The sequence below is a fragment of the Ottowia sp. VDI28 genome (genome assembly GCF_049532675.1).
Taxonomy (GTDB): Bacteria; Pseudomonadota; Gammaproteobacteria; order Burkholderiales; family Burkholderiaceae_C; genus Ottowia.
The window spans coordinates 3,807,231-3,832,606 of the sequence record NZ_CP149820.1 but is presented as its reverse complement, the minus strand read 5'-3'; the positions used below and the strand labels follow the sequence as shown (position 1 = coordinate 3,832,606).

Annotated in this window: 25 protein-coding genes; 14 read left to right on the top strand and 11 right to left on the bottom strand. The window is 61.2% G+C overall.

Annotated elements, in window-relative coordinates:
• Positions 1–6: 6 nt before the first annotated feature.
• From WJU18_RS18180 to WJU18_RS18170, 3 genes are read right to left on the bottom strand one after another with little or no spacing between them, the layout of a single operon-like run.
• Positions 7–828 carry a prolipoprotein diacylglyceryl transferase family protein gene (locus tag WJU18_RS18180; RefSeq protein ID WP_423454517.1) on the bottom strand — a complete coding sequence of 274 codons (822 nt, stop codon included), beginning with the start codon at positions 826–828 and terminating at the stop codon, positions 7–9.
• Positions 829–841: 13 nt separating this feature from the next.
• Entirely contained in the window at positions 842–2,125 is a 1,284-nt protein-coding gene (locus WJU18_RS18175; protein WP_423454515.1) for an MFS transporter, read from the bottom strand.
• Positions 2,126–2,162: 37 nt separating this feature from the next.
• Complete coding sequence (locus tag WJU18_RS18170) at positions 2,163–2,966, bottom strand: nitrilase-related carbon-nitrogen hydrolase (protein WP_423454513.1); 804 nt, start codon at positions 2,964–2,966, stop codon at positions 2,163–2,165.
• A 97-nt stretch (positions 2,967–3,063) separates the two neighbouring features.
• On the opposite strand from WJU18_RS18170, the gene WJU18_RS18165 reads away from it, so the two are divergent.
• From WJU18_RS18165 to WJU18_RS18145, 5 genes are all read left to right on the top strand, one after another.
• Positions 3,064–3,954 carry a LysR substrate-binding domain-containing protein gene (locus WJU18_RS18165; RefSeq protein WP_423454511.1) on the top strand — a complete coding sequence of 297 codons (891 nt, stop codon included), beginning with the start codon at positions 3,064–3,066 and terminating at the stop codon, positions 3,952–3,954.
• Between the two features lie 23 nt (positions 3,955–3,977).
• The gene (locus tag WJU18_RS18160; RefSeq protein WP_423454509.1) at positions 3,978–4,985 is read left to right on the top strand and encodes a sigma-54 interaction domain-containing protein; all 1,008 of its coding nucleotides are present in this window, start codon (positions 3,978–3,980) and stop codon (positions 4,983–4,985) included.
• Positions 4,986–5,142: 157 nt separating this feature from the next.
• Positions 5,143–6,504 carry an acyclic terpene utilization AtuA family protein gene (locus WJU18_RS18155; protein WP_423454508.1) on the top strand — a complete coding sequence of 454 codons (1,362 nt, stop codon included), beginning with the start codon at positions 5,143–5,145 and terminating at the stop codon, positions 6,502–6,504.
• Positions 6,505–6,518: 14 nt separating this feature from the next.
• Positions 6,519–6,854 (top strand): DUF4387 domain-containing protein, encoded by a 336-nt coding sequence (locus WJU18_RS18150; protein ID WP_423454506.1) that lies wholly within the window; start codon positions 6,519–6,521, stop codon positions 6,852–6,854.
• 38 nt (positions 6,855–6,892) lie between these two features.
• Positions 6,893–7,870, top strand: coding sequence for a tripartite tricarboxylate transporter substrate binding protein (locus WJU18_RS18145; protein WP_423454504.1), 978 nt, complete (start codon positions 6,893–6,895; stop codon positions 7,868–7,870).
• A gap of 3 nt (positions 7,871–7,873) precedes the next feature.
• Here WJU18_RS18145 and WJU18_RS18140 read toward each other — a convergent pair whose 3' ends face one another.
• Entirely contained in the window at positions 7,874–8,404 is a 531-nt protein-coding gene (locus WJU18_RS18140) for a hypothetical protein (RefSeq protein WP_423454502.1), read from the bottom strand.
• The gene (locus tag WJU18_RS18135) at positions 8,401–9,150 is read right to left on the bottom strand and encodes a TetR/AcrR family transcriptional regulator (protein ID WP_423454500.1); all 750 of its coding nucleotides are present in this window, start codon (positions 9,148–9,150) and stop codon (positions 8,401–8,403) included. Before WJU18_RS18135 ends, WJU18_RS18140 begins: the two co-directional genes overlap by 4 nt.
• Positions 9,151–9,489: 339 nt before the next feature.
• Between WJU18_RS18135 and WJU18_RS18130 the strand changes: the two genes are divergently transcribed.
• The 8 genes from WJU18_RS18130 to WJU18_RS18095 all read left to right on the top strand — a co-directional run bounded on the left by WJU18_RS18130 (position 9,490) and on the right by WJU18_RS18095 (position 18,509).
• Positions 9,490–11,073, top strand: a complete 1,584-nt coding sequence (locus WJU18_RS18130) for an ABC transporter substrate-binding protein (RefSeq protein ID WP_423454498.1) — start codon at positions 9,490–9,492, stop codon at positions 11,071–11,073.
• 3 nt (positions 11,074–11,076) lie between these two features.
• The gene (locus tag WJU18_RS18125) at positions 11,077–12,018 is read left to right on the top strand and encodes an ABC transporter permease (protein ID WP_423454496.1); all 942 of its coding nucleotides are present in this window, start codon (positions 11,077–11,079) and stop codon (positions 12,016–12,018) included.
• A 27-nt stretch (positions 12,019–12,045) separates the two neighbouring features.
• Entirely contained in the window at positions 12,046–12,990 is a 945-nt protein-coding gene (locus WJU18_RS18120; RefSeq protein WP_423454494.1) for an ABC transporter permease, read from the top strand.
• The gene (locus tag WJU18_RS18115; RefSeq protein WP_423454492.1) at positions 12,987–14,630 is read left to right on the top strand and encodes an ABC transporter ATP-binding protein; all 1,644 of its coding nucleotides are present in this window, start codon (positions 12,987–12,989) and stop codon (positions 14,628–14,630) included. Before WJU18_RS18120 ends, WJU18_RS18115 begins: the two co-directional genes overlap by 4 nt.
• Entirely contained in the window at positions 14,627–16,168 is a 1,542-nt protein-coding gene (locus WJU18_RS18110; protein ID WP_423454490.1) for a M81 family metallopeptidase, read from the top strand. Before WJU18_RS18115 ends, WJU18_RS18110 begins: the two co-directional genes overlap by 4 nt.
• 6 nt (positions 16,169–16,174) lie before the next feature.
• On the top strand, positions 16,175–17,467 hold the full coding sequence (locus WJU18_RS18105; RefSeq protein ID WP_423454488.1) for an aspartate aminotransferase family protein: 1,293 nt from the start codon (positions 16,175–16,177) through the stop codon (positions 17,465–17,467).
• Complete coding sequence (locus tag WJU18_RS18100) at positions 17,464–17,592, top strand: hypothetical protein (RefSeq protein WP_423454487.1); 129 nt, start codon at positions 17,464–17,466, stop codon at positions 17,590–17,592. The genes WJU18_RS18105 and WJU18_RS18100 overlap by 4 nt, the downstream gene beginning before the upstream one ends.
• A gap of 74 nt (positions 17,593–17,666) precedes the next feature.
• A complete protein-coding gene (locus tag WJU18_RS18095) occupies positions 17,667–18,509 on the top strand; it encodes a phosphotriesterase family protein (protein WP_423454485.1) in 843 nt (280 codons plus the stop codon).
• Between the two features lie 12 nt (positions 18,510–18,521).
• Here the strand turns inward: WJU18_RS18095 and WJU18_RS18090 are convergent, their stop codons facing one another.
• The 6 genes from WJU18_RS18090 to WJU18_RS18065 all read right to left on the bottom strand — a co-directional run bounded on the left by WJU18_RS18090 (position 18,522) and on the right by WJU18_RS18065 (position 22,598).
• Positions 18,522–18,998: a DUF2269 family protein gene (locus tag WJU18_RS18090; RefSeq protein WP_423454483.1), complete on the bottom strand. Its 477-nt coding sequence runs from the start codon at positions 18,996–18,998 to the stop codon at positions 18,522–18,524.
• Positions 18,995–19,414: a DoxX-like family protein gene (locus WJU18_RS18085; protein ID WP_423454481.1), complete on the bottom strand. Its 420-nt coding sequence runs from the start codon at positions 19,412–19,414 to the stop codon at positions 18,995–18,997. The genes WJU18_RS18090 and WJU18_RS18085 overlap by 4 nt, the downstream gene beginning before the upstream one ends.
• 3 nt (positions 19,415–19,417) lie before the next feature.
• The gene (locus tag WJU18_RS18080; protein WP_423454480.1) at positions 19,418–20,323 is read right to left on the bottom strand and encodes an NAD-dependent epimerase/dehydratase family protein; all 906 of its coding nucleotides are present in this window, start codon (positions 20,321–20,323) and stop codon (positions 19,418–19,420) included.
• A 21-nt stretch (positions 20,324–20,344) separates the two neighbouring features.
• The gene (locus WJU18_RS18075; RefSeq protein WP_423454478.1) at positions 20,345–20,824 is read right to left on the bottom strand and encodes a thiol-disulfide oxidoreductase DCC family protein; all 480 of its coding nucleotides are present in this window, start codon (positions 20,822–20,824) and stop codon (positions 20,345–20,347) included.
• 120 nt (positions 20,825–20,944) lie between these two features.
• Positions 20,945–21,478, bottom strand: a complete 534-nt coding sequence (locus WJU18_RS18070; RefSeq protein ID WP_423454477.1) for a GbsR/MarR family transcriptional regulator — start codon at positions 21,476–21,478, stop codon at positions 20,945–20,947.
• A 223-nt stretch (positions 21,479–21,701) separates the two neighbouring features.
• Positions 21,702–22,598 (bottom strand): hypothetical protein, encoded by an 897-nt coding sequence (locus tag WJU18_RS18065; protein ID WP_423454475.1) that lies wholly within the window; start codon positions 22,596–22,598, stop codon positions 21,702–21,704.
• 320 nt (positions 22,599–22,918) lie between these two features.
• On the opposite strand from WJU18_RS18065, the gene WJU18_RS18060 reads away from it, so the two are divergent.
• Positions 22,919–25,075: a TonB-dependent siderophore receptor gene (locus WJU18_RS18060; protein WP_423454473.1), complete on the top strand. Its 2,157-nt coding sequence runs from the start codon at positions 22,919–22,921 to the stop codon at positions 25,073–25,075.
• Positions 25,076–25,376 lie beyond the last annotated feature (301 nt).

Sequence of the window (25,376 nt, the reverse complement as noted above, 5' to 3'; positions counted from 1 at the left end):
TCTTCTTCAACGCTCGATATTCGAGAAGCGGCGCGATACGATGCCCTTGAGACCAGCCATCGTCAATTCGCCCACGTGTGAGTCGACCAAGCGTCCCTGAGCGTCAAAAAACAAGGTGGTCGGCAGGCCGCGCGATCCCATGGCCTTCATGGCTTGAGATGATGAATCGAGCAAAACATCGGTAAGGGCCAGCCCTTGCCGCCGCAGGAAATTACCGGCCTGCTGTGCCGTTTCTCCCTGGTTGACCATCACGAACACCATGTCCGGGAAAGTTTTTTGCGCTTGCTCGAACACCGGCATCTCGCGGCGGCAGGGCGGGCACCAACTCGCCCACAGATTGAGCACCACGGGCCGCCCCTTGTAGGCCGCCAGATTGATGGGCTGGCCATCAAGCGTTGTCAACTGGAGCTGGGGTAGCCCGGGTGCGGAGCGCTGCATCTGTTCCAGTGCAACTCCTGCGGCGAACCAGACAGCCAAGCCGGCCAGCGTACCCGCGAACAGAGAACGTCGAAGCGCCCGACGCCCACGGGTGCGCCACCAGAGGTAAGCAACCCCCGCCAGGATTCCAACCCACCAAGAGAACCCGCCGTCGCCGATCGCAAGCATGGACATGGGGGCGGCCGAATATTCTCTCCACCATTGAGCGATATAGCCCAGGCGGGCACTCAGCAATCCCCAGAAAAGCGCATCCAGAATCAGGCTGCCTGCGGCCTTGTAGGGTTTGTCAGGAACAAATCGTTTGGCGGTAACGCGAGCAAGCAGCCAGGCCGCCAGTGCGGCCAAGGCAACGATGACAACTTGAATGGAAAATGGTCCGACACCGATCATGGTGCCGGATAGTTTAGGCGTGCTCCGAGTCCAGCAACGACCGTTTGAAGGTTTCGGGCAGCGCCAGGGTCACCAGCAGCACGAGAACGGATACGGCGGCCATATACCCGGCGGGCGCCAACAGAGAGCCTGTCTTCAGCACCAGCCACGCACCCAGAAATGGCGCCGTGCCGCCGAAGATCGTGTAAGCCAGGTTGTAGCTGATGGCGGAAGCGCTGAATCGCGTTTTCGTGGGAAACAGTTCGAGCAGCGCGGCACCCAGCGGCCCGGCAAACAAACCCATGCCGATTGCCAGCAGCGATTGGCCCAGAATGGCGGAGACTAGCGTAGCCTGTGCGGCCAGCATATAGGCTGGAATGCTGATGCAAGCATTGAACAGCAGGCCTATGAGCAGCATGGGCTTGCGTCCAACGAGGTCGGAGAGGTATCCGCTCGTGACCATGGCCAGGAACGCGATCACCATGGCCACGCTATTGGCCGTCAGTGCGTCGGATCGGCTCATGCCGACAGAAGCCGTCAGATACGAGACGAAGTATCCGGAAAGCGTATAGAACGCCAGGCTTGAAAACGCCGCCAAGGCGAAGCTGAATGCCATCTGCTTGCGCTGATCGCGTATGGCATCCTTGATGGGGCTTTGGGAGATCTGGTTGGCCGCCTGCGCCTTCTGGAACGCTGGAGACTCATCGACCTTGGTCCTGATGTACAGGCCGACCAACGCGAGCGGCCCTCCCAGAATGAAGGGGATCCGCCAACCACAACTTTCGTAAGCCTCATTGCCCATCAGGGTGGTCAGCAGCAGAATCAGCAACGCCGCCGCTACGGGGGGCAGATTGGCGAACGCATAGGTGAAGGCCACGTGCAGGCCTCGCCGATTAGGAGGTGCATGTTCGGCAACGAACGAGTTGGAGCCGATGGTTTCCCCAGCTGCGGACAAGCCCTGAATCAAGCGCAGGATCACAAGAAGAACCGGCGCCCAGATCCCGATCTGGGCATACGTGGGCAACAGGCCTATGAGTACCGTGGAAGCCCCCATGCCCAGAATGATGCCCGCTAGCACGGTTCTTCGCCCGAACCGGTCGCCTAGGCTCCCGAAGATGAACCCGCCGAGCGGCCGCATGATGAAGCCAACGCCATACACCGCAAATGCGGAGAGCAAGGCGGTACCTGGGTCGGTCGTCGGAAAAAACAGCTTTGCGATGACCGTGGCCGAATAGGCATAGACCACGAAGTCATACCACTCGACAAATTGCCCAAGCGCCGCGGAATACAGGACGCGCTTGTCGGATTGTGTTGACATGATGTCTCCAGTTTTTGAATGCGGAAATGTGGGAGGATCAGGCAGAGGCGATCCGGTAGCGCCGATGCTGAAGACAAGGCAGCACCTCGCGTACTTCGCGTAGCCGGTCGAGATCAATGCTGGCACTGCAAACCCCTTGCTTTTCCGCCACCCCTGCCAGGAGCAGTCCGCTGGGGTCGAGAATCATGCTCATGCCCACGGACTCCGGCGGTGGTTGGCACGGAGCAAGAACAAAGCAGGTGTTTTCGATGGCGCGGGCCCGCAAAAGCGTTTCCCAGTGCAGCTCCTTGAGGCTTCCTGCAATCCAGCCTGCGCCGTAGACCAGCACGTCCGCGCCCTTGTCTACCGCGATCCGAGCGATCTCGGGAAATCTTAGGTCGTAGCAATTGAGGATGCCGAACTTGATGCCGTCAACCTGGGCGACATAGACCTCGCCATGGTCGGGCTTCTGCGGGGCATGTCTGTTCTTCGCTGACTCCTGGAAACTGAATGCGTCGTACAGATGCACTTTCTCGTAACGCCCAGCGATCTCGCCTTTCGAGTTCACGTGAACGAAGACGTTGCTGGAGCGCTCCTCTCCCGAGGGTTCATAGACACCCGTGAAAACATCGATGCAGTGGGCCACTGCTGCTTCGGCAATGCCTTCCAGGAACCATGTGGATGAACTCTCCGCATAAGCGCGCAATTCATCTCTGCTTGATTCGAATGCGACCATGCTGGCTTCGGGAAACCCTATCACCCTGGAGCCTTCAGCTGCCGCCTGCTTGATGTGTTCAATGGAGGTTTTCAGGTTGACGGAGATGTCCGCGGTACTCTTGAACTGAGATACTGATACTTTCATTGCATTGCCATGATCTGTTCCATTAGTCATGTTAAGACGGAGCAATGAGCAAAGTCCAATACCGGATTGAGTTGGATTGATAACATTAAAGTCATCAATGAAAAACTTTCCCTCCATACGCCGATTGCAGATGTTCGAACAGTTGGGCCGGACGCTGAACTTCCACCAAGCTGCCGAAGAGGCGGGCATGGCACAGCCTGCGCTCAGCCGCGGCATCAGCCAACTGGAAGATGAAGTGGGCTTCAAGCTGTTCGAACGCACCACCCGCTCCACGAGCTTGACGCCCGCCGGGCAGGTGCTGCATCACCGCGTACAGCAGTGGTTGCACGAGATGGAGCGTTCCTTTCGGGAATGCCGGCAGTTGGCCGCCGGTAACAGAGAGGAGCTTCTGCTGGGCTACTCTGCGCAGGCTTCATATGGGTGCATGTCCCAGAAGCTGTTCCAGTTTGGTTTGCGTCACCCGCATGTTTCGCTGAACCTGCAACTGTTGTCATCCGAAGCAGCCTATGAGGACATCGCGGGGGGAACCATTCATGGCGCTTTTGCCCTGCAGGATGCGGAAAGGCTGGCCAAGCTTCATCTGGAAGCGGTACCCGTTGAAACGCAGAGGGTGGTTGCCCTGTGTTCCCATACGCATCCACTGGCCCAGCGCCACACTGCCAAGGTCAGCGAATTGATGCAGTGGGGTCTTGCCATCGGCAACGAATCACGGTGGACGATCTTCAGGTCGAAGATTCTGCCTGTGCTGGAGGAACATGCCATTCCCGTCCGCATCGCCTACGAGGCCGACGATACGCCGCTGCTGCTGGAGGCTATCGCGCAAAGCGAGCACATTGGCCTTTTTGGCGAAGGCATTGTCAGCCAGTTGCCTTCCAGCGTGGTGGCGCTATCGCTCGATATGGAGATCGAACTGCCGATTTGTTATGTCTTCCGTCCCGGCGCCAGAAAAAGTGCACGGGCGCTGGCGGCGTTTCTTGCCTTGAGCTGAAGAGGAGCTTGTATCCTCTCGGCGTGAAACGCTCAGAAGTCTCCACCACGCTGCCTCGCTCCCTCATCGGCGAACATCCGTCCATTGTTCGCCTGCGCCAATTGATCGATCGTGTGGGCAAAAGCAGGGCCCGGACGGTTTTGATCTATGGCGAAACCGGAACTGGGAAGGGGCTTGTCGCCCGCCTGCTGCATGAGGCCTCCAACCGGGCTGCGGCGCCGTTCGTCGATATCAACTGCGCGGCGATTCCAGGGCTATTGCTCGAATCGGAGCTGTTCGGCCACGAGAAGGGCGCGTTCACAGGGGCGGTGGGTCACAAACAAGGCCTGATCGAAGCGGCGGATGGCGGCACTGTGTTTCTCGATGAGGTGCGCGAGCTCGACACCGTGATGCAGGCCAAGCTCCTGACCTTGCTTGACACACGCCGCTTCAGGCGCGTTGGCGCGGTGCGTTCCACCGATGTCGATGTGCGCTTCATTGCAGCCACCAACAAGATCCTGTTGGGAGAGGTGAAAGCAGGGGCGTTCCGCGACGATCTTTACTATCGTCTGCAGGTGGTCGCGATCAACCTGCCGCCGCTCCGGGAACGGGGCGAAGACATCTTCATGTTGGCGCATGCCCACCTGCAGTCATGCAACCGCATGCACGGCAGCCGCATGACCGAGATCGATCCCGAGGTCGAGGAGGTTTTCCGCCAATACGTGTGGCCGGGCAACGTGCGTGAACTTGAAAATCTGATCGAGCGCATATGCTTGCTCGAAGATGGCCACCGGGTCCGGATGGAGCATCTGCCAGACCGCATCATCCGCGAGGCTCGCCAAGCAACCCGGCGCAGCGCGCCATCAGTTGGAAGCGGTAAAAGCTATCACGCGGCCACGGCCGAATACCAGAAGCAACTGATCCGCGAAGCACTTGCCGCGACAGGAAACAATATCGGAGAGGCTGCCGTTCGGCTGGAGCTGACACGCCATGCGCTGCGGCATCAGATGCTGAAGCTGGAACTGAAATTGCCCGGCGAATCGTCTGCGTGAGATTTGCGCATGAGCGTGAATTTGCACGCAAATCTCGATTCCTGAACCAGTGAAAAAAATCCAATTAGTTGATTCATAAGGGTTTTTTAAAAACCCGTGGATTGGCACACATCCTGCACTAATTCTCGCGTTCGAAACACAAAGCGAGAAAGGCAGCATGGATTCCCTCAAGATCATTTGCCCCAATGGGCACCTCGGCTTCGCACCGCTCAGAACGCAGAGCTTCGAGCTTGGCGTGGCGGCAGGGCCTGACTACATCGCCGCGGATTCCGGCAGCGACGACGTAGGGCCGGTCCCGCTCGGCTCGGATACGTCGACCAGCCCGGAGGCCTGGCAGCGCCATGATCTGGAGCGCATGCTGCTGGCCTCGCGGAAGCTGGGCGTGCCGATGATCATCGGGTCGGCTGGTGACACCGGCAGCAACAGCAGGGTCGACCTTTACGTGTCGATCATCAAGGAACTGGCGCTCAAGCACCGCTTGCCGAAGTTTCGCCTGGGCTATTTCTATTCCGAAGTCAGCAAGAACGATCTGCGCGCCCGCATGGAGAACGGCGCTGCCGTTCGTGGCCTGGATGGGTTCAAGGATCTCACGGCCAGCGAGCTGGAGGCCACGGATCGCATCGTGGCGATGGCAGGGGTTCATCCCTACGTGCATCTGCTGGAGCAGGGCGCCGACGTCATCATCGGTGGCCGCAGCTCCGATGCGGCTGTGTTTGCGGCACCTGCGTTGCATCATGGCTTCCCCGCCGACCGTGCCTACTATCTGGGCAAAGTGCTGGAATGTGCCTCGTTCTGTGCCGAACCCTATGGCGGCAAGGAAACCGTGATGGGAGAGATTTCTCAGGACGATGTACGCGTGACTGCCATGCACCCGGAGCAGCGCTGCACGATCGCTTCAGTGTCGGGCCACGCGATGTACGAGCGTTCCAATCCGTACGAAGAATTCTTCGCTGGGGGAAAGCTCGACATGACACACTGCAGCTACGAACAGATCAGTGAGCGCACCACACGGATCACCGGCTCGCGCTTTCTGCCCGATGCGCAGGTGAAGGTCAAGCTCGAAGGCGCTGGCAAGGTGGGCGAGCGGTATGTCGGCATTTGCGGCATTCGCGATCCCTATACCGTGGCGAACGTGGATGCTGTCATCGGCTGGGCGCGCGATCAGGTCAAGGCGCGTTTCGGCAACGAGGGGTATGAACTGCACTACAACGTTTACGGTCGCGATGGTGTGATGGGCGCCTTGGAGCCGCTGCGCGACCTCCCGGGGCATGAACTGTGCGTGATGGTGCAGGGCGTGGCACCCACACGGGAAATGGCCGAGGAGGTCGCGATGATCGGCTTGCGCCAGATGTTCTACGCCCGTCTGCCTGATGTGAAAGGGACGGCCGGCTCTGTGGCTTTCCCGCTGGACGAAGTTTTGCACGCCAGCCCGGCCTACCGCTGGACGCTGAACCACACCATCGAAGTCAAGGACCCGATGGAGCTCTTTTCCCCCACTTTGACCGAAGCCGGTGTTTGAACGAGGTAAGCAAGATGAGCAACAAAGTACCCCAGGCAGCGCGCCTCAGTGACTTGGCCAAGACCATCCGCAGCAAGAACGCGGGCGTCAACAAGATCACGTTCGACATCATCTTCCGTGAACGGGAATCTTACGAGCGGGTGACGCGATCCGGTGCCATTACTCGGGAAACCATGGCCGCGCTTTACCGCATCGAGCCCTCGCGCATCAGCGATTTCGTGGCGTACGAGCCGGGCTTGGCGATCAAGTTCACCATGTATCGCGAGAGGCCCAGCGGCAGCGCGGGAGACGGCGATATTTTTGGCGCCCAGCAATATGCACCCTTGCTCGATGTGGCGATTCCCGGCTGAGCCCGCCGCCCATAACTGATCAAAAACAGGAGACCTCCATGCCCGTTTCTGTTCTTCGCCGTCTGCTCGTGCTGGCAGCGGGATGCCTGCCTCTGGCCGGCATCGCACAAACCGAAGCCGAGCCCAAAATCCCGGCCTTGATGAAGATCGTCGTCCCGTTCTCGGCCGGCGCCAGCAATGATGCGATTGCGCGAGCCGTGGCTCCGCTGCTGGCCAAACGGCTGGGATCCACCGTCATTGTCGAGAACAAGCCCGGCGCTGCGGGCGTGATCGGCGCCGACTATGTCGCCAAGGCGCCGCCTGATGGGTCGGTGCTCCTGCTCACGTCGTCCACCTTCCTGACCGCGGCGGCTACCCAACTCAAAATGCCTTACGACCCGGTGACCGCGTTCGCGCCGGTCGCCATTGTGGGCGACGGGCCCATGCTGCTGGCGGTCAGCGCGCAGACGCCTGTGAAGACGATCGGAGAGTTCGTCGCGGCCGCCAAAGCCAAGCCGGGTGCGCTGACCTATGGCACTTCGGGCACGGGCTCCATTGCGCACCTGGCGACAGAAATGCTGGCCGACTCCGCGCACTTCAAGATGACCCATGTTCCCTACAAAGGCGCCGCCAACGCGCTGCTGGACATGGCGGGCGGCCAGATCGACATGATGATCTCCAACTACACGTCGATCGCGCCGCAGATCAAATCAGGCAAAGTACGTGCATTGGCCGTCACCTCAGCCCAGGCTAATCCGGCGTTTGCAGACCTGCCGCCCGTTTCCAGCGTGGTGCCCGGGTACTCGGCCGACATCTGGGTGGCCATCTTTGCGCCTGCCGCTACGCCGCCAGCGCTGGTGGCGCGCTTGAACAGGGAGCTTGCCCAGATCGCCAAGACGCCGGAGGTGAGAGGGTTGCTGGAACCCGACGGCGCCACGCCCGTGGCCTTGCCGCCAGCCGACGTCTCCAAGCGGGTCAAGAACGATCTGGCGCTGTGGAAGAGGATCGCTGTCGAGAAGAAGATCGTCGCCGAGTGAGATTCAGGCTTCGGTAAGGTCCAGCAGCTTGCCTCGGCCAAGGGCTTTCCGGCCGGACAGCAGGGTGAACTCTCTGTCGAGTTGCAACCGGGGCAGCGCCAATTCCGGCCGCAGGAACTGAATCTGTAGCGCTTGCGGCACTTCGGGTACAGGTTCAGCGCTCTGCGGTACTTCCAAAAGGGCGCTGAAACCCTCTGTTCCCAGCACCACGATACAGGGGAAAAATCCTGCACGCACAGGCCGGCTTTCTGCGGGTACGGCGGCTGGGAACAAGGTAAGCTCGACGCGAGCCGAAGGCACGAAACCGGCATCCTGGGAAAATCCGGGCTGCTGCACCTTCGGTCTATGGGCACGCGCCATCAGCCAGGCGATGATGTTGCCCACGATCGGCAGCCACAGTACCAGGAGCAGCGTCCCCAGATCGCGTATCAGCGAAGGCGAGGGCGTCAGCCAGCGCACCAGGCCTCCCCCTATGGCCAGGAGAAGGAGGACGATCGTGATGATTTGCCGGCGCGACGAAATATTGGGCTTCATTCCTCTATTTTCTGCGAGAGGAACGCTTCCAGCCCCGCCAGGAATATTTCCACGTGCGCATTGAAGCTGCTGTTGAGCGGCACCTGGCTGCCGTTCTGCCAGCGCAAGATGAACGCCTTGTTGGCCAGCAGGTGCAGATGCCGGGTCAGGGTAGGGTGCTCCAGCGGATCGATGGAGCGAACCCGCCCTTCAAGTGCCGCGGCCCAATCCTGGGGGTTGTCGATGGGTAGCGGGGCCAGCTCCATGGTCATGAAGCCGGTCATCGCCGAGATCACGCAGTTATAGGCTTCCCTCAGGTTGTCTTCAGTGGCGCCGGCTTCCAGCAGAACACCAATGACACCTTCGATCAGGTCGACGCTGAGACTGGCGTTCGACACCATCTGCGCACCAAGCAGCTGCGCCACGTTGGGGTGCTTGAGCACCGCTTTCCTGTAGCGCTTGAAAAGATTCCGAAGCCAGGTTTTCCAGTCGCCGGAGCCGCGTGGCGGTATGGCGCCCGTCATCACTACGCTGGCCACTTCCGCCAACAAAGCCTCTTTGGATTCCACGTGCCAGTAGATCGTGCTGGGATAGACGTCCAGCGAACGCGCCACATCACGCACGCTGAAGGCGTGCGCTCCCACCCTGTCGAGTTGATCGAGCGCGACGTTCACGATGGCTTCGCGCGTGATCGTGCTGTTCGCGGGCCGGCCTGCTGATCTGCGCGCGGGTTTTTCTGCGGGTCTATCGGAAGTGGATGTCGGCATTGGAAGAGGGCAGGCGGAGGACGTCCGGGAGCTATGCGGTTGGATGGTACACGTTGACGATCAGCCCAATTCAGGTGCGAAGCCTTGGTGCATTTGTGCACCACATCGGGGGAGACAGGAAGCTTCACGTGCCGGAATCAGGCGGGCCGTGATCGGGGTAATCCCTGATCAATCGCTATACGTCATTGTGCAACAATTTAATTGTTCAGTGAACAATTAATAAATCGGCCATCGTGGCATATTGCTTGCATGTGATGGACCGGCTGTATTTCGGATCCGTCAACGAGCCCAGTCCCATCCAACCGCCGCCAAAGCGGTGTTGCCTAAAGGAGTACGTACATGAAATCCACGCGTCGCCTCGCCCTTGCGTCCATTCTTGGAGCCACTCTGGCTTTTGCGGCGTTGCCTGCTTCCGCTCAGGCGGCCGGCAATGTCTTCCGTCTCGTTCCCTCGTCCGAGCTCAAGGTCCTGGATCCGACATGGACCACCGCCGTGGTCACGCGCAACCACGGCTACATGATTTACGACACGCTTTTCGGCACCGACGCCAAGGGAAAAATCCAGCCGCAGATGGTGGAATCCTTCACTACCAGCAGCGACGGCAAGACCTGGACCTTCAAGCTGCGGCCCAGCCTGGCGTTCCATGACGGCAAGCCCGTGACCTCGGAAGATGTTCTGGCTTCGCTTGCCCGCTGGGCCAAGCGGGATCCGATGGGACAGCGCATGTACGCGGCCATGGCCAAGGCAGAGGCGGTGTCGGCGAATAGCTTCAGGTTCATCTTCAATGAGCCCTATGGGGCGGTGCTGGAGTCGCTCGGCAAGCCTTCTTCACTGGTGCCGTTCATCATGCCCAAGCGCATGGCCGATACGCCTGCTGACCAGCAGATCTCCGAGCACATCGGCTCTGGCCCCTACATCTTCAAGGCAGACGAATTCCGCCCAGGCGAACGAGCGGTCTACGTCAAGAATGAAAAATATGTACCCCGCTCCGAGGCCCCTTCAGGCACCACGGGCGGCAAGGTGGTGAAGGTCAACCGTGTCGAGTGGGTGGTGCTCAAGGATGCGCAGACCCAGGTCAACGCCCTGGTCAATGGCGAAGTGGACATGCTGGAGAGCGTGCCCTTTGAACACTACAACTCACTGAAGGCGAACAACCGCATCACGGTGGCGGACGCGGCAGGGGGCCAGTACCTGCTCCGCTTCAATCACCTGGTGCCGCCATTCAATGACGTCCGGGTGCGCCAGGCCGCCATGCTTTCCATGAACCAGGAGGCGCTGCTGAAAACCCAGGTGGGGATTCCTTCGCTCTACAAGACTTGCCTGTCGGTCTACCCTTGCGGCTCTCCGCTGGCTTCCAACAAGACGCCGGGCCTCACTGAAAAACCGCAGTTCGCCAAGGCCAAGGAACTCCTGAAGGCTGCGGGCTACAAGGGCCAGCCGGTCGTGCTGTTGCACGCCACGGACAACAGCTCGCTGGCAAAGCTTCCCCCGCTGGTGGCGCAATTGCTTCGCCAAGGCGGTTTCGTGGTCGACATGAAATCCATGGATTGGGGCTCCCTCGTGGCGCGCCGCGCGAAGAAGGAGCCCGCAGAACAGGGTGGCTGGAATGCGTTCGTGACTTACTGGGGCTCGGAGGATGCCTTGAGCCCGCTCAACTACGCGCCGCTGTCGGGTAATGGCGAGGCCGGCTGGTTCGGCTGGGCTTCCGACGAGCGCCTGGAACAGCTTCGCAGTGCGTTCGCGAAGGCCGGCACCGATGCCGATCGCAAGAAGTTGGCGGAAGACATCCAGTTCCGCGCCTACGAGATCGGCGCCTTCGCGCCCATGGGTGAGTTGCTGCGTCCCGTCGCTTTCCGCAAGGATGCGGTCAGCGGCGTCCTGACCGGCTCGACGAACGTCTACTGGAACATCAGCAAGCCCTGATCCATGCTTACATTCATTGTCCGCCGGCTCCTGTCCACGGTGCCCGTGCTGGTCTTCGTGGCGGTCTTCGTCTTTCTGATCCTGCGCCTGACGCCGGGGGATCCCGCGGCGCTCATCGTGGGCGACATGGGGACGGAAGCCGACATCGCCCGCGTCCGCCAGAGCCTGGGCCTGGAGGGCTCGCTGCCGTCGCAGTTCCTGCACTGGGTGGGCGAGCTCCTTCAAGGCAATTTCGGTCAGTCGTACTACTTCAAGATGAATGTGGTCGATCTGATCGGGCAGCGGTTGGAGCCCACTTTGTCGCTGGCGGGGCTGACCATTGTCATGGCGGTTCTCCTGGCGGTGCCGCTGGGTGTCATCGCGGCGGCCCGGCATGGCGGTTGGATCGACCGCACCCTCATGGGGTTTTCGGTGCTGGGTTTCTCGGTGCCGGTTTTCATCGTCGGGTATGTGCTGATCTGGATTTTTTCCCTCAAGACGGGCTGGCTGCCGGTTCAGGGGTACAAGCGCCTTTCCTCCGGTGTGTGGCCCTGGTTGTCGCAATTGATTCTTCCGGCCATCACGCTGTCGCTCGTGTATATCGCGCTGATTGCCCGTGTGACCCGTGCCGCGGTGTCGGAAGCACTGACCGAAGACCATATCCGCACCGCGCGGGCAAAAGGCCTGGATGAGCGCGCAGTGCTGATCCGGCATGCGCTCGCCAATGCGGCTGTTCCCATCGTGACGGTGATCGGCATCGGCATTGCCTTGCTGATTGGCGGCGTGGTGGTCACCGAAACGGTGTTCGCCATTCCCGGCCTGGGCCAGCTCACCGTGGATGCCGTGCTCTCGCGGGATTTTCCGGTGATTCAGTGCGTGATTCTGCTGTTCTCCGTTGTCTACGTTCTCATCAACCTGCTGATCGATCTGAGCTACGTGCTTCTGGATCCGCGCATCCGCTATTGATATCCGCTATCGAGCTTGATTGTGACCATGGCTCTCGACTCTTCAAAAATCACCGCCATCGAGCCCCAGGAGGCGCCCGCTGCGAACAGCAAGCGGCGCTCGACCTGGCGTCTCGTCTGGGCCAATACGTCGGTACGGATCGGCGCCTGCGCACTGGCTGTTCTGTGCTTCGTCGCGTTCGCCGCGCCCTGGCTCGGCACCGTCGATCCGGCCGCGATCGATCCTTCCAGCATCAACATCGCGCCAGGCACCCGCGCGCCTTTCACCGATCTCTCCGGGGACAGCGTCGACCATTTCTTTCTGATGGGCGCCGACGGGTTCGGCAGGGACACCTGGAGCAGGGTGGCCTACGGTGCCCGCGTGTCGCTCTTCGTGGGGCTGGCTGTCGCCGTTCTCGCCATTCTGGGCGGTGGTTTGATCGGCTTGCTGGCAGGTTACTTCCGCAAGCTCGATGGGGTGCTCATGCGCCTGATGGATGGCTTCATGGCCATTCCCAACATTCTGCTGGCCATCGCCCTGGTGTCCATGTGGCGCGCCAGCCTTCTGACCATCATCCTGGCGATCACGATCCCTGAACTGCCACGGGTGGCGCGCCTGCTGCGCTCGATCGTTCTCTCGGTGCGGGAGGAGCCTTATGTGGAGGCCGCGGTTGCCCTGAATACCCCAACCTGGAAGGTGCTGTGGCGCCATATCCTGCCGAACGCGGTCGCGCCGCTCATCGTGCACGCTACCTATGTGTGCGGCTCCGCCATGCTGGTGGAGGCGATTCTTTCCTTCCTGGGCATCGGCTTGTCGCCCGAGATTCCTACCTGGGGCAACATCATGTCCGAAGGCAGGGTCAGCTTCAACGAGCATCCCGAAAACGTGCTGTTCCCGGGCGCGTTCCTGGCGTTCACGGTGCTGGCCGTGAACATTCTGGGCGATGGCTTGCGGGACACACTGGATCCCAAACTCCGCAAGAGAGGCGCATGAACATGGCTCAGAACTCCCAAGCCCAGGGCCCCGTGCTCTCCGTGCGCGATCTCACGGTAAGTTTGCCCGCCAATGCGGACCGGCCCCATGCGGTCGAACACATTTCGTTCGAGGTGTTCGCAGGGCAGACCACCTGCCTGATCGGCGAATCCGGTTCGGGCAAGTCAGTCATCGCGCAGACCGTGATGCGCTTGCTGCCGCCAGGCGTGTCGCCTGCGCAGGGCAGTGTGCACCTGCTCGGCGAAGACATACTGGCCATGCCGATGGAGCGCCTGCGGCACGTTCGCGGAGAGCGGATGGCCATGATCTTCCAGGAGCCCATGACCGCGCTCAACCCGGTCATGACGTGCGGCCAGCAGCTCGACGAGATGCTGGCCGTGCACACCCGGATGAGCCGCGCGGAGCGGCGTACGCGCATTCTGGACATCTTCGAACACACGCGGCTGCCTTCGCCTCCGCGCATTTTCGAATCCTACCCGCACCAGCTTTCCGGCGGGCAGCGCCAGCGCGTGATGATCGCGATGGCGCTTATCCTCAAGCCTGCGCTGTTGATCTGCGACGAGCCCACCACGGCTCTGGACGTCACGACCCAGGCTGAGATCCTCAAGCTCATCCGGGAGCTGCAGCGTGAGAACGGCACGGCCGTGCTTTTCATCACGCACGATTTCGGCGTGGTGGCCGATATCGCCGATCACGTGGTGGTGATGCGGTTGGGTGAAATGATCGAGCAAGGGCACAAGCTTGATGTGCTTCAGGCCCCGCGTGAACCCTACACCCGCATGCTGCTGGCGGCCGTGCCAGGCCTGGAGCCGGTGCAGCGCGAGGCCGTGGCAGAGGCACAGCCCCTGATCGAGGTAAGAGGGCTCAGCAAAACCTACACCTCGCGCAAATTCTTTGGCGGGCGCAAGGACGTTCATGCAGCCAAGGATGTTTCACTGGCCGTTCGCCCGGGGGAAACGGTGGGCATCGTGGGCGAATCAGGTTCCGGGAAATCGACGGTGGCCCGCTGCATCGCGCGCCTGATCGATCCGAGCGGCGGCACGGTCATGTCGCAGGGCGAAGCTATCGAGCAGGCGAAAGGCGCGCGGCTGCGAGCTTTCCGCGAGCAGGTGCAGGTGGTCTTCCAGGATCCGTACCGGTCGCTGAACCCGCGTCAGACAGTGGGTGAATCCATCATCGAGGGCGCCGTGAACGCGGGCCAATCGCGCGCGCAGGCCTGGGCACGCGCGGAGGAGTTGATGACCCTGGTGCGCTTGAAGCCTGACGCGCTCAACCGCTATCCCCATGAGTTTTCCGGCGGGCAGCGCCAGCGCATCTGCATCGCGCGTGCGCTCGCATGCAACCCCCGTTTGCTGATCGCGGACGAAGCCGTTTCCGCTCTGGATGTTTCCGTACAGGCTCAGATCCTTGAACTGCTGGACGAGATCCAGCGCCGCTTGAAAATCGGACTTCTGTTCATCACGCACGACCTGCGGGTGGCCAACCAGATCTGCGACCGCATCATCGTGATGCACCAGGGGGCCATTGTCGAGCAGGGGCCGGCACACGACGTATTCAGCCGGCCCACGCACAGCTACACACGTTCTCTGCTGGAAGCCGTGCCCGGGCGTGGATTCCTGTTCCACGGAGCCACTGCGTGACAGCCTGTACCCGTATGTCTCCCAAGGTGCTCGTCGCGAGGCTTAGCCACGAAAGCCACTCATTCAGCCGGCTGCGCACCACCTTGGCTGAATTCGGCCGGGAGGAGTTGCTGTTCGGCGCCGAGATTCTCGAGCGCATGGCCGGAACCCGCACGGAAATGGGCGGCATCATCCAGGCCGCCCAGGAGTACGGTTGGGAGCTCGTGCCGGTGGTCAGCGCGTGCGCGTCCACTTCGGGGCCGGTCACCCGCGCCGCCTACGATGCATTGACCGAGCCCCTTCTTCGCGCGCTGGCCGAGCATTCCGATACCGATGCCATTGTTCTTTCCCTGCACGGCGCGATGTATGTGGATGGGCTGCCTGATCCTGAGGGCGATCTGCTCTTCAGGATAAGGCAGCAGGCCGGTTGGAAAGTGACCGTGGCCGCCACCCTGGATTTGCATGCCAACGTGACCGATGCCATGGTGCGGTATGCGGATATTCTCACCAGCTACCGGACCACTCCTCACACCGATCAGTTCGAGACAGGGCGGCGGGCCAGCGCGTTGGTCGATCGCACGTTGAAGGGAGAAATCCGCCCGCGCCTTCAGGTGGCGCGCCGTCCCACCATCGCCGGCATGGATCTTGGACGCACGCTGGGCGATACCCCCATGACCCGCCTGCAGGCGCGTGCGCGCCAGTATGAGGCGGAAGGGTTCGTGCTGGATCTCAGCCTCAATGCCGGGTACTACATGGGCGATGTGTTCGAGGCCGGGCCTTCTGTTCTGGTCCTGGGAGACGGTGAAGCCGAGGACAGCCGCTGCCTCGCGGTGGCGAACGCATTGATGGACGATGCCTATTCCTGGCGCGCTCAAAAAACGGTTCACCTGCAAAGTATCGAGTCTGCCTTGGCAATGTGCCAGGCGCCCGCGCGGCGCAGCGGCCCCCTGATCCTGGCGGACTATACCGACGGCCCGGGCGGCGGCGGCTACGGCGACGCCACGCATCTGCTGCGAGCGCTTGTGCAAGCCAATCTGCCCGGCACCCTGGTCGGACTTCTATACGACCCGGAGAGCGCGCGCCAGGCGGTGGCCGCAGGCGTTGGAGCCGAAGTGGACCTGCTCATCGCCGGAAAAACCGACCCCAACTTCGGCGGTGGCCCAGTGCCGTTGCGCGTGCGGGTGCTTGCCACCTCCGATGGCCGTTTCACGCGCGCGGGGCCCTTCAGAACTGGCACGCCGGCCTCGATCGGAACCAGTGCTTTGCTGCAGTGCGGAGAGGTCCGGATCATCGTGGCCAGCAACCGTGTGCAGGCTGAAGAGCGCGGGCAGTACCGCGTGCTGGGTGTGGACGTGGAGCAACTCAATATCCTGGCGCTCAAAGGCATCAACCACTTCCGTGCCGATCTCGAACCTGTTTCACGCGGTGTCGTCTTCGTGGAGTCCGGCGGAATTCATGCCACCGATCTGCGCACCTTGCCTTACCGCAACGTCAGGCGCCCGATCTGGCCCCTTGACGACGAGACGCACCCGAATCATCAACCCTTGAACCTCTCTTGAAGCGACATGAGCATTGCATCTGAACTGAATCTCCTGCGAGAAGACTACGTAGCCATCAACCCCAAGAGCCGGGTGCAGTACCTGACCGCCACCGAGGTCATGCCGGGCGGCAACACGCGTTCGGTGCTGTTCTATGAACCGTTCCCCTTGGCCATCGCCCGTGGCGAAGGTTCGCGGCTTTGGGATGCCGACGGCCATGAGTACACCGATCTGCTGGGGGAATTCACGGCCGGTCTGTACGGCCATAGCCACCCTGAGATCCGAAAGGCCATTGACGCCGCGCTTGACGGCGGCATCAACCTCACGGGCCACAACCTGCTGGAATCCCGTTTGGCTGCCTTGGTGACGCAGCGGTTCCCATCGGTCAAGCAACTGCGCTTTACCAACTCCGGCACGGAGGCGAATCTGCTGGCCATTGCCGCCGCCAAGCGTTTCACGAGCCGCGGCAAAGTGATGGTGTTCAAGGGCGGTTACCACGGCGGAGTGCTCACATTCGCCGCCGGCCCGGCCCCGATCAATGTGCCGCATGATTTCGTGATCGGCAGCTACAATGACATCGCCAGTACTACCGTGCTGGTCAAGGAGCACGCGGCGGACTTGGCCGCCATCGTGGTCGAACCCATGCAGGGCGCTGGCGGTTGCATCGTCGGGCGCCCGGAGTTCCTGGCGGCCTTGCGCCAACTGGCCACCGAAGCAGGCGCCGTGCTGGTTTTCGATGAGGTCATGACTTCCCGCCTTGCACCTGGCGGGCGGCAGTCGCAACTGGGCATCACGCCTGATTTGACCACGCTGGGCAAGTACATCGGCGGTGGCATGTCCTTCGGCGCTTTCGGTGGCCGCGAAGACATCATGGCGCTCTTCGATCCGCGCACGCCGGGGCATCTGGGCCACGCAGGTACTTTCAACAACAACGTGCTTTCCATGTCGGCAGGGATCACGGGCCTGAGCCGCATCTATACGCCCGAGGCCGCGGTCGCCTTGAATGCCAGGGGCGATGCGCTGCGCGAACGCCTCAACGCCAGCTGCCACGCGCACGGCGCACCGCTGCAGCTCACGGGCTTGGGCTCTCTCATGAATCTGCACGGCATCAGTTCCGAGATTCAACGCTGCGATGACATTCCCGCATCCGAAGGTATCGTGAAGGATCTCTTCTTTTTCCACATGCTCGCGCATGGTTTCTATGTGGCCCGCCGCGGCTTCATCGTGCTCTCCCTGCCGCTGACCGATTCGGATCTGGATCGTTTCCATGCGGCCTTCGAGGAGTTTCTGAAGCGCTACACCAAGGAGCTCGCCGCATGATGACGCGCAACGAAATGAGGGGCCAGGCGCAGACCGTGTTGGGCTTGGTGGACCCCGCATCCCTGGGCCCCACCTTGATGCACGAGCATGTGTTCATCGATCTGACCCCCCGCCACTGCGGCTGAATCCGCCCGCCGAGCAGGAAGAAGATATCAATCTCTGCAACTGCTGGGGCATTGCCTACGGCCAGAAGCCCTTCATGCGCAACTACCGGCTCGACGAGACGGATGTGGCCATCGGCGAGATCCAGGACATGAAGGCCGCCGGCGGCTCTACCCTGGTCGATCTCACCGTGGGCGGCCTGAACCCCGAGCCCGAGCGATTGGCGGAGGTGGCGCGCGCCACGGGCGTGAACATCGTCATGGGCTGCGGCCATTATGTGAACGACTACCAGAGTCCGGCCAACCACACCCGTTCAGCCGATGATTTCGCCCGCGAGATGATCGAGCAGATCACCGTAGGCGCATGGGGAACGCAAGTCAAGGCCGGCATCATCGGAGAGATCGGCTGCCAGGCGCCATGGACGGATCTGGAAAAGCGGGTCATGAACGGCGCGATCACGGCCATGCAGGCCACCGGCGCCGCGCTCAATATTCACCCTGGGCGCGATGAGGATCAACCGATGGAAGTCGCGGATTTCATCCGCGCCCGCGGCCAGGAGTTGGACCGCGTCGTGATCAGCCATATCGACCGTACGATTTTCGACGACGACCGGCTCCTTCGCCTGGCGGACACGGGTTGTGTGATCGAGTTCGACCTGTTCGGCTGGGAGCAGACCGCATACCCCATGTCCGACATCGATATGCCTAACGACGGAGCGAGGCTCCGCATGGTCAAGCTCCTGGTGGACAGGGGATACAGAAACCAGGTCCTGATCAGCCATGACATCTGCACCCGCACGCGGCTGGGCCGCTACGGTGGCCATGGCTATCAGCACGTCTTCGCCAACATTGCCCCCCGCATGCTCAGGCGAGGCTTCACACAGGAGGACGTGGACACCATCCTGGTGTCCACGCCTCGGCGGTTGTTGACGATCAATTGAACCGTCGAAAGGCTAACCCCACAGCGCTGGCTTGTTCACCATCAGGCCATACACCGCCAGCATGGCGATGAAAGCCGGATAGCCCAGTGCCTCCCAGCGGCGGGCGAGTTGCTGGTAGGCCCGCGGCAAGGGATGCCCTTGCGCGGCAGCGGCGCTTGCCATGCGAGCCATCCGGACCTGCATCACCACCACGGGTAGCCAGCAAACGCCAGCCAACGCATACAACGCCACCGAAAGCAGCAGCCACGGCGTATGCCAGGGCCAGCCGGCCAGGTGCATCATCGCTAGGCCAGACAGCGGTTGAACGATGACGGCAGGCGTAGTGAACCACCAGTCCGCGCGCACCACCAGCCGGCCGACGACGGCTTGCGCCTGCACGCTGCCGCTGCGATTGGCGAAATACATGTAGAAGGCCGATCCGAATCCAGTACCTACCAGCAGCACGCTGGAGAGGATGTGCAAGGTCTTGAGCAGCAGATAAGCATTCATTTCAAATCCTCTTTTTCTTTGGCGGATTGCATCAGCCGCAGCAGCGCGGCAGCGATCGGCAGGTTCTTGCTCAGCGGCCCTAGGGGATGCAGCCATAGATCAGGCAGCAGAACAGTTGCAGCCAACGTCATCACCGCCATGCCTGCCAATGCGACGCCGTAAGCCAGACGCGATGGCATCAGGCACAGCCACAAGCCGATCACCAGATCCATCGCCGCGCCGCCACCAATCAACCAGTCATGCCAGCGCCCTATGGGAATGCCTGCGGCTGACAGCAACGCACTGCTTTGCCCGTGCCATTCATGCACGCTGACAGCGGCGGTGAATAGCCACACGGCCACCACGCTCCAGTGCAACAGCAGGGCGGGCAACTGGTTGCCCACGCGGAGACGGCTTCCATACAGGTCGAGACTCATACATCACTCCACTGCGGCATCCGCTTCGATGTGCCTCAACAGTTCTTCGATTGCTACAGGTTCACGCCTCAGCCAGGTGCGCAACGGCGCTGGATCGCAGCAGTTGTCATGCGAGGCAAGAACCAGTGATGCGCTGCACCAGGGCGAGACGGGAACAGCATCACCCAGACGGGCGCTCGCGCGGCTTAACCAGTCAGGTAGGGTGCCCACCCGAGCAGGCCCCAGGCCCCGCTGCTGCCGCAAGCTGGCGATCAACCCGGCCATGCTCAGGCGCTCGGGCCCGCCCAATTCAACCAACCCTGTATGGCTGGACTCCAGCAATCGCCGCATGGCATCGGCGAGGTCATCCACGGCCAGGGGCTGAATATGCCGCCGCAGCATGGGGTGAGGCAGGGCCAGCATGGGCAGCAGCGAGAGCCGCATGAAGAGCTGGGTACTGGCGCCATCTGCCCCGATCACGATGCTGGGCCGCACGATGACGCCATCGAGTTGACCGGCGGCCGTCAGGGCCTGAAGATGCCGGTCGGCAGCGCGCTTGGTGCGGGCGTAGGCAGTGTCGTTGCCATCCACACCCAGGGCTGAAAGCTGCATCACCCGCCGGATGCCTAACCTGGCGCAAGCGTCGAACAAGGCCATGGGCGCCTCGGCATGGATGCGCTCGAGCGGCGCCTGGGCGCCTCCGCGCAGATGCCCGACTGCGTTGACAACGGCATGAACCTCTTGCAAATGAGGCAGCCAATCGTCAGCGGTGCGCATGCGCGCATAGTCCAGCGGCCGCTCACTGCGGCGGCTGGCGGCGCGCACATGCCAGCCGCTGCCTTCCAGGCGCTGTGCCAGGGCTTGACCGATGAAGCCGTGAGCGCCACACAGCAATACGATGCGGACAGGGGGCGCGAAGGTATCTGTCATAGCGTGCTCCTGAGAACCTGTTTACGATCTTTTTGCGGGTCCGTTGCCGTCGATGTCGCACTGTCCTTCTGCGCAGCGCTCGCTGCGGTTCGCGGCCCTTTCAGCAGCGCGGCGAGCTGCAAACTCAAGAAGCCATGCCACAGGCCACTGCGGCATGCGGTAGCGGTTGCGCGCGATCACGGGGTACAGGCGTTGCGCCAAGGGCTGCACCACAGGCAGGCTGAACAACTGATGCACCCAGGCCCAACCGATGCCTTCGTAGGCGCGGGTGAGGCAATCCACGCCTATGAAAACCTGCCCCCGCGCATCCACGCCGTGAATGGCGCGCATCAAATCTTCTCGCGGCGCAGGGCCGCCAGAAAATCCAGGATCGGCGCAATTGACGAAGCGCAACCGGTTCTGCGTGTTGCGCAGCATCAAGTTGGTCATCTCCGCATTGCAGAAGCGGCAGCTGGCGTCGTAGTACAAGGTCAGCGGGAACTGGATGGAGGTGCTGGACATGTTGCTTCCTTTAATTTCGTAATTTCTGTATTAACAGAAATATTGGCTTCAAAAAGAGGCAGGACAATGCCTGCCATGCAGAGAGTCGTTGGGGTTTGCGCGTCGAACGTGCTCCTTGGTTCAGCTCTTGGGGTTGCCGCGCACGAAGCGCTGCACGCTGGCGCCCAGTCCCAGGATCTTGTCGAGCGTGCCGGGCGAAAGCCGCAGCATCTCGTCGGCCCAGGAGCCGAGCTTTTGCATCAGATCCAGCGTGGAGCGGATACGGTCTTGCGCATCGGCGGTTTCATGCTCGAACTCAGGGCTTTTCACCAGCGTGGAGAGCATGCGAATGGTGGGATCGAACTCGCGCTCCTTGCGCTCGCGCACGATGGTGCGGAACAGCTCCCACACATCCACGCTCGTCCCGAAGAAATCGCGCCGGTCGCCCAGCACATGGGTGGTATGCACCAGACCCCAGGCTTGCAACTCCTTCAGGCTGTTGCTCACATTGGAGCGGGCCACGCCCAGGGTTTCGCTCAACTCTTCCGCATTGAGCGGCTGGCCGTGAACGAAGAGCAGGGCGTGTATCTGCGCCACGGTGCGGTTCACACCCCAGCGCGAACCCATTTCGCCCCAGTGCAGGACGAATTGGCGTTGGATCTGACTTAATTCCATGGCTTCATTCTATGTCATTTATTTCTGTCAAGACAGAAATTTGAATTCCAGCATCCGACGATTGAGCAAAGGACCTCCCGTCATACTGGCGAAAGCTGGCGTTAAATACACGAGCGTCACCTTCATATCCGTCATTCCCGCGCAGGCAGGAATCCAGGACAACCGTTCAAACCTGAATTCCGGTATGCACGCGGCGCTGTCTCAACCTCCAAAACCCGCTCCATCACTTCTCACCAACCTCCACATACTTCACCGCCGCCTCAGACATCCTCTTGTTGTTGTGTCCCACCCCCGGCACCACGCTCATCGTCCAATTGAACGGAACACCTATCTTCCCCGCCTGCTGCTGCGCAGTCTGAAAGAAGAATTCCCCGCGCGCCAACCGATAAGGCCCTTGCGCCTCCGCTTCAGGCTTGTGCGACAGATACTTGTGATTCGGATTCACGTCGTTCCCGCCCAGCAACACCACCAGCCGCCGTGAAAACACATTCTTCAACTGTTCTTCACTGACCAGCGATTGATCCAGCCGCCACGGAAACCCCGCATCGGCCCCTGAGGGGTAAACGGGCAGGGTGTAGGCCCCAGCATTGGCCGCAATGGCCAACTCCACCCGAGGATCAGGCATGAAGAGCATGAAGCGGTGCACAAACTGAGCGCCCGCCGAATGCCCATAGAGGTAGTAGCGGCTGGTGGCCAATGATTCTCTGCCGCGCACTTCATCGAACAAGTGCTCGATGATCGGAAACGTCCATTGCCGCCGATCAGAGTGCCGAAGCCCGCCGAACTGGTAATCAGCCTGAGGAAACTCTTGCCGCGAAAACTGAGGCGCGACAGCCAGGAACCCATATTTCTCGGCATACGCCACCCAGGCATCCAGATAGTCCTCCGCATTCCGGTCCGTGCCGTGCATGATGAAGATGACCTTGCTGTCCGGGCGAAGGCCTGCAGGGGCGTAGTACCAGACGGTGAGGGTCTTGCCTGGGCTGACCTTGGTGTCCGTGAATTGGAAGCTCCCTTTTCCAGCAGGTAAGGGCTCGGCCTGGCAGAGCAGGGCAGTTGCGGTCAGCAGCAGTAACAGAAGGCACCGCACTGCCCGTAGATGAATTCCATTGGATTGCATCCTTGATCCTTCACGCAGGAGACAAGCATTTTTAGCACGCGAAGGTGTGATCAATACGCCACGGTAGGCCGACGATAGTAATGCCTTTTGTAAAGTGTAGTTTATGATAATCATTCTTATTCGCGTTAGCGTTTGAGGAGGAGTCCCCACGCTGCACGCCCCATGAACTTGGCCCGCCAAGCTCATGGGGCGTGCAGCGTGGGGTGATTGGTTGTGCTTGCTTAATACTGTCTGGGCTCATCATGTCTGCTGTCTTGCATCCTCTTCGAAATCGTCTGGATTTCGTTCTTGCATATCGTTCCAGTAGGCGCCCGATCGCCATGGCTGCTTGTCTGGCGCTGTTTTCCATTGCCCAGGCTCAGGCCCAGACTTCGGTGCCGGCTGAAGCCCCGGCAGATGCAGCCGTCCAGAGCCTGCCTGCCGTCACCGTGACGGGCCAGGCAGAGCAAGATGGCACCACTGAAAACACAGGCACGTACCAGCCTGGCGTATCCAGCACCGCGACCAAGTTGAAGTTGACCTCTCGCGAAACACCGCAGACCATCACGACCATCACGCGTCAGCAGATGGACGACGCGGCCATGACTTCGGTGGACGACGCCGTGAAGGCGGCCAGCGGCGTTTTCTTCTCGGATCGGGGCAGTAACGGCGGCGCCTATTACAGCCGCGGGTTCGAATTGCAAACACAATTCGACGGCATGGCCGCGCCAGGCGGAATCAGCGCCTGGAACCGCGCCCCGCAAGTCGACAGTGCCTTCATAGACCGGGTGGAGGTGCTGCAGGGCGCATCGGGCCTGCTGACTGGTGCGGGCGAGCCGGGCGGTACCATCAACCTGGTGCGCAAGCGCCCCACCAATACCTTTCAGGCCCAGGCCGAAGTGCAACTGGGATCATGGAATGGGCGCCGCGTGGTCGGCGACATCTCCAGCCCTTTGACCAAATCGGGCAGTGTTCGCGGGCGCCTGGTCGCCGTGGCGGACAACAGCGATTCGTTCGTCGACTATATTTTTCGCAACAGGCGCGCAATCTACGGCATCGTCGAGGCAGACCTGACGTCATCCACCTTGCTCAGTGCCAGTGTCCAGTATCAGGCAGACAAGGGCCGTAACTACTTCGGCGCACCGTTCGCATCTGATGGCAGTGATGCGGGCACGCCCCGCTCAGCTTTCTACAACGACGCCAACCAGTCCGTTGACAAGAGCTACACAATCTACACCCTGGGCGTCACTCAACAGCTGCAAAACAACTGGGAGCTGAAAGCCACCTATTCCCGCCAACAGACAGAAAACGAGATCAATAACTACAGCTATCTCTCCGGCCGGCTGAATGCCGCCACCGGAGGGGGCATGAACCTCAACCGGATGCGGCGTTTCGACAGGGATACGAGCACCGATGCCGTAGATGTCTACGCCTCCGGCCCTTTCCATCTGGCTGGCCGCAAGCATGAGCTGGCGGTGGGCATGAACGGCTCGATCTACCGCGACAAATACTCAGGTAGCGGCTACCCGCCCGCCACCGCGATCGACAACATCTATGAGTTCAACCCGGGTGCGCTGGGCTCGGTGGCCGCAGGTGGCACGCCTTACGAGGGCAACGACAAGACCACCAGCCTGGGCATCTATGGTGTGGCGCGCTGGAGTCTGACGGATGACCTGAAGCTCATCACGGGCCTTCGCGTCAGCAATTTCCAGGTCAGGGACACTCTCACGGGTAACGTCGCACCGAAGGAAACAGGGGTGATCACGCCGTACGCGGGCCTGATTTACAACATCAATCAGCAATACTCCGTTTACGCCAGCTACTCGGACATCTTCAATCCGCAAACCAGCAAGAGCGCGGATGGCAGCGTACTCAAACCTGTGGTGGGCGCCAACTACGAAGTGGGCATCAAGGGTGAGTTGCTGAACAAGACATTGAACGTGTCCGCTGCGCTATTCCGGTTGGAGCAGTCAAACCTGGGCGTGGAAGACACTTCCGTGGATCCTGATCCCGCCAACATTTGCGGTGGCACATGCTACACGTCGGCAGGCAAAGTGATCAGCCAGGGCGTAGATCTCGGTGTCAACGGGCAGGTCGGGCGGAACTTGAACCTGGCCGCCGGCTATACCTACACCACCGCCCGCTATGCGTCGGGCCCCGAGAACGGCACGCGCTACGCCACGGATCAACCCCGCCACAGCTTGCGCATATCTGCCGACTACCGGCTGCCCGGCACCAACTGGGCATTTGGTGGCCAGGTGGCAGCCACCAGCTCGGCCTATAAAACCGGTGGCTCCGGCCCAACCGCCTGGACCATCCGCAACAGTGCCATGGTGCTGGTGGGCTTGAACGCGAGATACAACATCACCCCCAAGACCCAAGTCAGCTTGGTCGTCAGCAACCTGACCGACCGGCGCTATCGGCATCTTGAAGGCGTGAACTACTCTACGTTTGGCGAGCCGCGCAAGTTCATGGTGAATTTGCGGCATATGTTTTGACTTGCCAGGGGTATGAGCTTGGAGGGTCAGCAGAGCTAAGTGTCAGACAGCGAGTCTTGCCTGGGTTGATCCTGGTACCTGCAGACTGAAAGCCCTATTTTCCACTTGACGGCGGTTCGACGCGGCACGGCAACCGTGAATCGCCCCGGGGCGATTCAGACCGCGAGGACGTTCGCGTTAATTGCAACATTAGCTGTTATTGAGCGTTATCCACTCCGAACACGTCCTCGGGTTTGCCCGCAAGATATGATCGTGCCAGCTGTTCGATGACGGAATACGACTCAAGCAGCTCCTCTAGTCG

Coding starts and splice junctions, on each gene's coding strand:
- WJU18_RS18180 (WP_423454517.1), bottom strand. CDS start 828: ATGATCGGTGTCGGACCATTTTCCATTCAAGTTGTCATCGTTGCCTTG.
- WJU18_RS18175 (WP_423454515.1), bottom strand. CDS start 2,125: ATGTCAACACAATCCGACAAGCGCGTCCTGTATTCCGCGGCGCTTGGG.
- WJU18_RS18170 (WP_423454513.1), bottom strand. CDS start 2,966: ATGAAAGTATCAGTATCTCAGTTCAAGAGTACCGCGGACATCTCCGTC.
- WJU18_RS18165 (WP_423454511.1), top strand. CDS start 3,064: ATGAAAAACTTTCCCTCCATACGCCGATTGCAGATGTTCGAACAGTTG.
- WJU18_RS18155 (WP_423454508.1), top strand. CDS start 5,143: ATGGATTCCCTCAAGATCATTTGCCCCAATGGGCACCTCGGCTTCGCA.
- WJU18_RS18150 (WP_423454506.1), top strand. CDS start 6,519: ATGAGCAACAAAGTACCCCAGGCAGCGCGCCTCAGTGACTTGGCCAAG.
- WJU18_RS18145 (WP_423454504.1), top strand. CDS start 6,893: ATGCCCGTTTCTGTTCTTCGCCGTCTGCTCGTGCTGGCAGCGGGATGC.
- WJU18_RS18140 (WP_423454502.1), bottom strand. CDS start 8,404: ATGAAGCCCAATATTTCGTCGCGCCGGCAAATCATCACGATCGTCCTC.
- WJU18_RS18135 (WP_423454500.1), bottom strand. CDS start 9,150: ATGCCGACATCCACTTCCGATAGACCCGCAGAAAAACCCGCGCGCAGA.
- WJU18_RS18130 (WP_423454498.1), top strand. CDS start 9,490: ATGAAATCCACGCGTCGCCTCGCCCTTGCGTCCATTCTTGGAGCCACT.
- WJU18_RS18125 (WP_423454496.1), top strand. CDS start 11,077: ATGCTTACATTCATTGTCCGCCGGCTCCTGTCCACGGTGCCCGTGCTG.
- WJU18_RS18120 (WP_423454494.1), top strand. CDS start 12,046: ATGGCTCTCGACTCTTCAAAAATCACCGCCATCGAGCCCCAGGAGGCG.
- WJU18_RS18115 (WP_423454492.1), top strand. CDS start 12,987: ATGAACATGGCTCAGAACTCCCAAGCCCAGGGCCCCGTGCTCTCCGTG.
- WJU18_RS18105 (WP_423454488.1), top strand. CDS start 16,175: ATGAGCATTGCATCTGAACTGAATCTCCTGCGAGAAGACTACGTAGCC.
- WJU18_RS18100 (WP_423454487.1), top strand. CDS start 17,464: ATGATGACGCGCAACGAAATGAGGGGCCAGGCGCAGACCGTGTTGGGC.
- WJU18_RS18095 (WP_423454485.1), top strand. CDS start 17,667: ATGCGCAACTACCGGCTCGACGAGACGGATGTGGCCATCGGCGAGATC.
- WJU18_RS18090 (WP_423454483.1), bottom strand. CDS start 18,998: ATGAATGCTTATCTGCTGCTCAAGACCTTGCACATCCTCTCCAGCGTG.
- WJU18_RS18085 (WP_423454481.1), bottom strand. CDS start 19,414: ATGAGTCTCGACCTGTATGGAAGCCGTCTCCGCGTGGGCAACCAGTTG.
- WJU18_RS18080 (WP_423454480.1), bottom strand. CDS start 20,323: ATGACAGATACCTTCGCGCCCCCTGTCCGCATCGTATTGCTGTGTGGC.
- WJU18_RS18075 (WP_423454478.1), bottom strand. CDS start 20,824: ATGTCCAGCACCTCCATCCAGTTCCCGCTGACCTTGTACTACGACGCC.
- WJU18_RS18070 (WP_423454477.1), bottom strand. CDS start 21,478: ATGGAATTAAGTCAGATCCAACGCCAATTCGTCCTGCACTGGGGCGAA.
- WJU18_RS18065 (WP_423454475.1), bottom strand. CDS start 22,598: ATGCAATCCAATGGAATTCATCTACGGGCAGTGCGGTGCCTTCTGTTA.
- WJU18_RS18060 (WP_423454473.1), top strand. CDS start 22,919: ATGGCTGCTTGTCTGGCGCTGTTTTCCATTGCCCAGGCTCAGGCCCAG.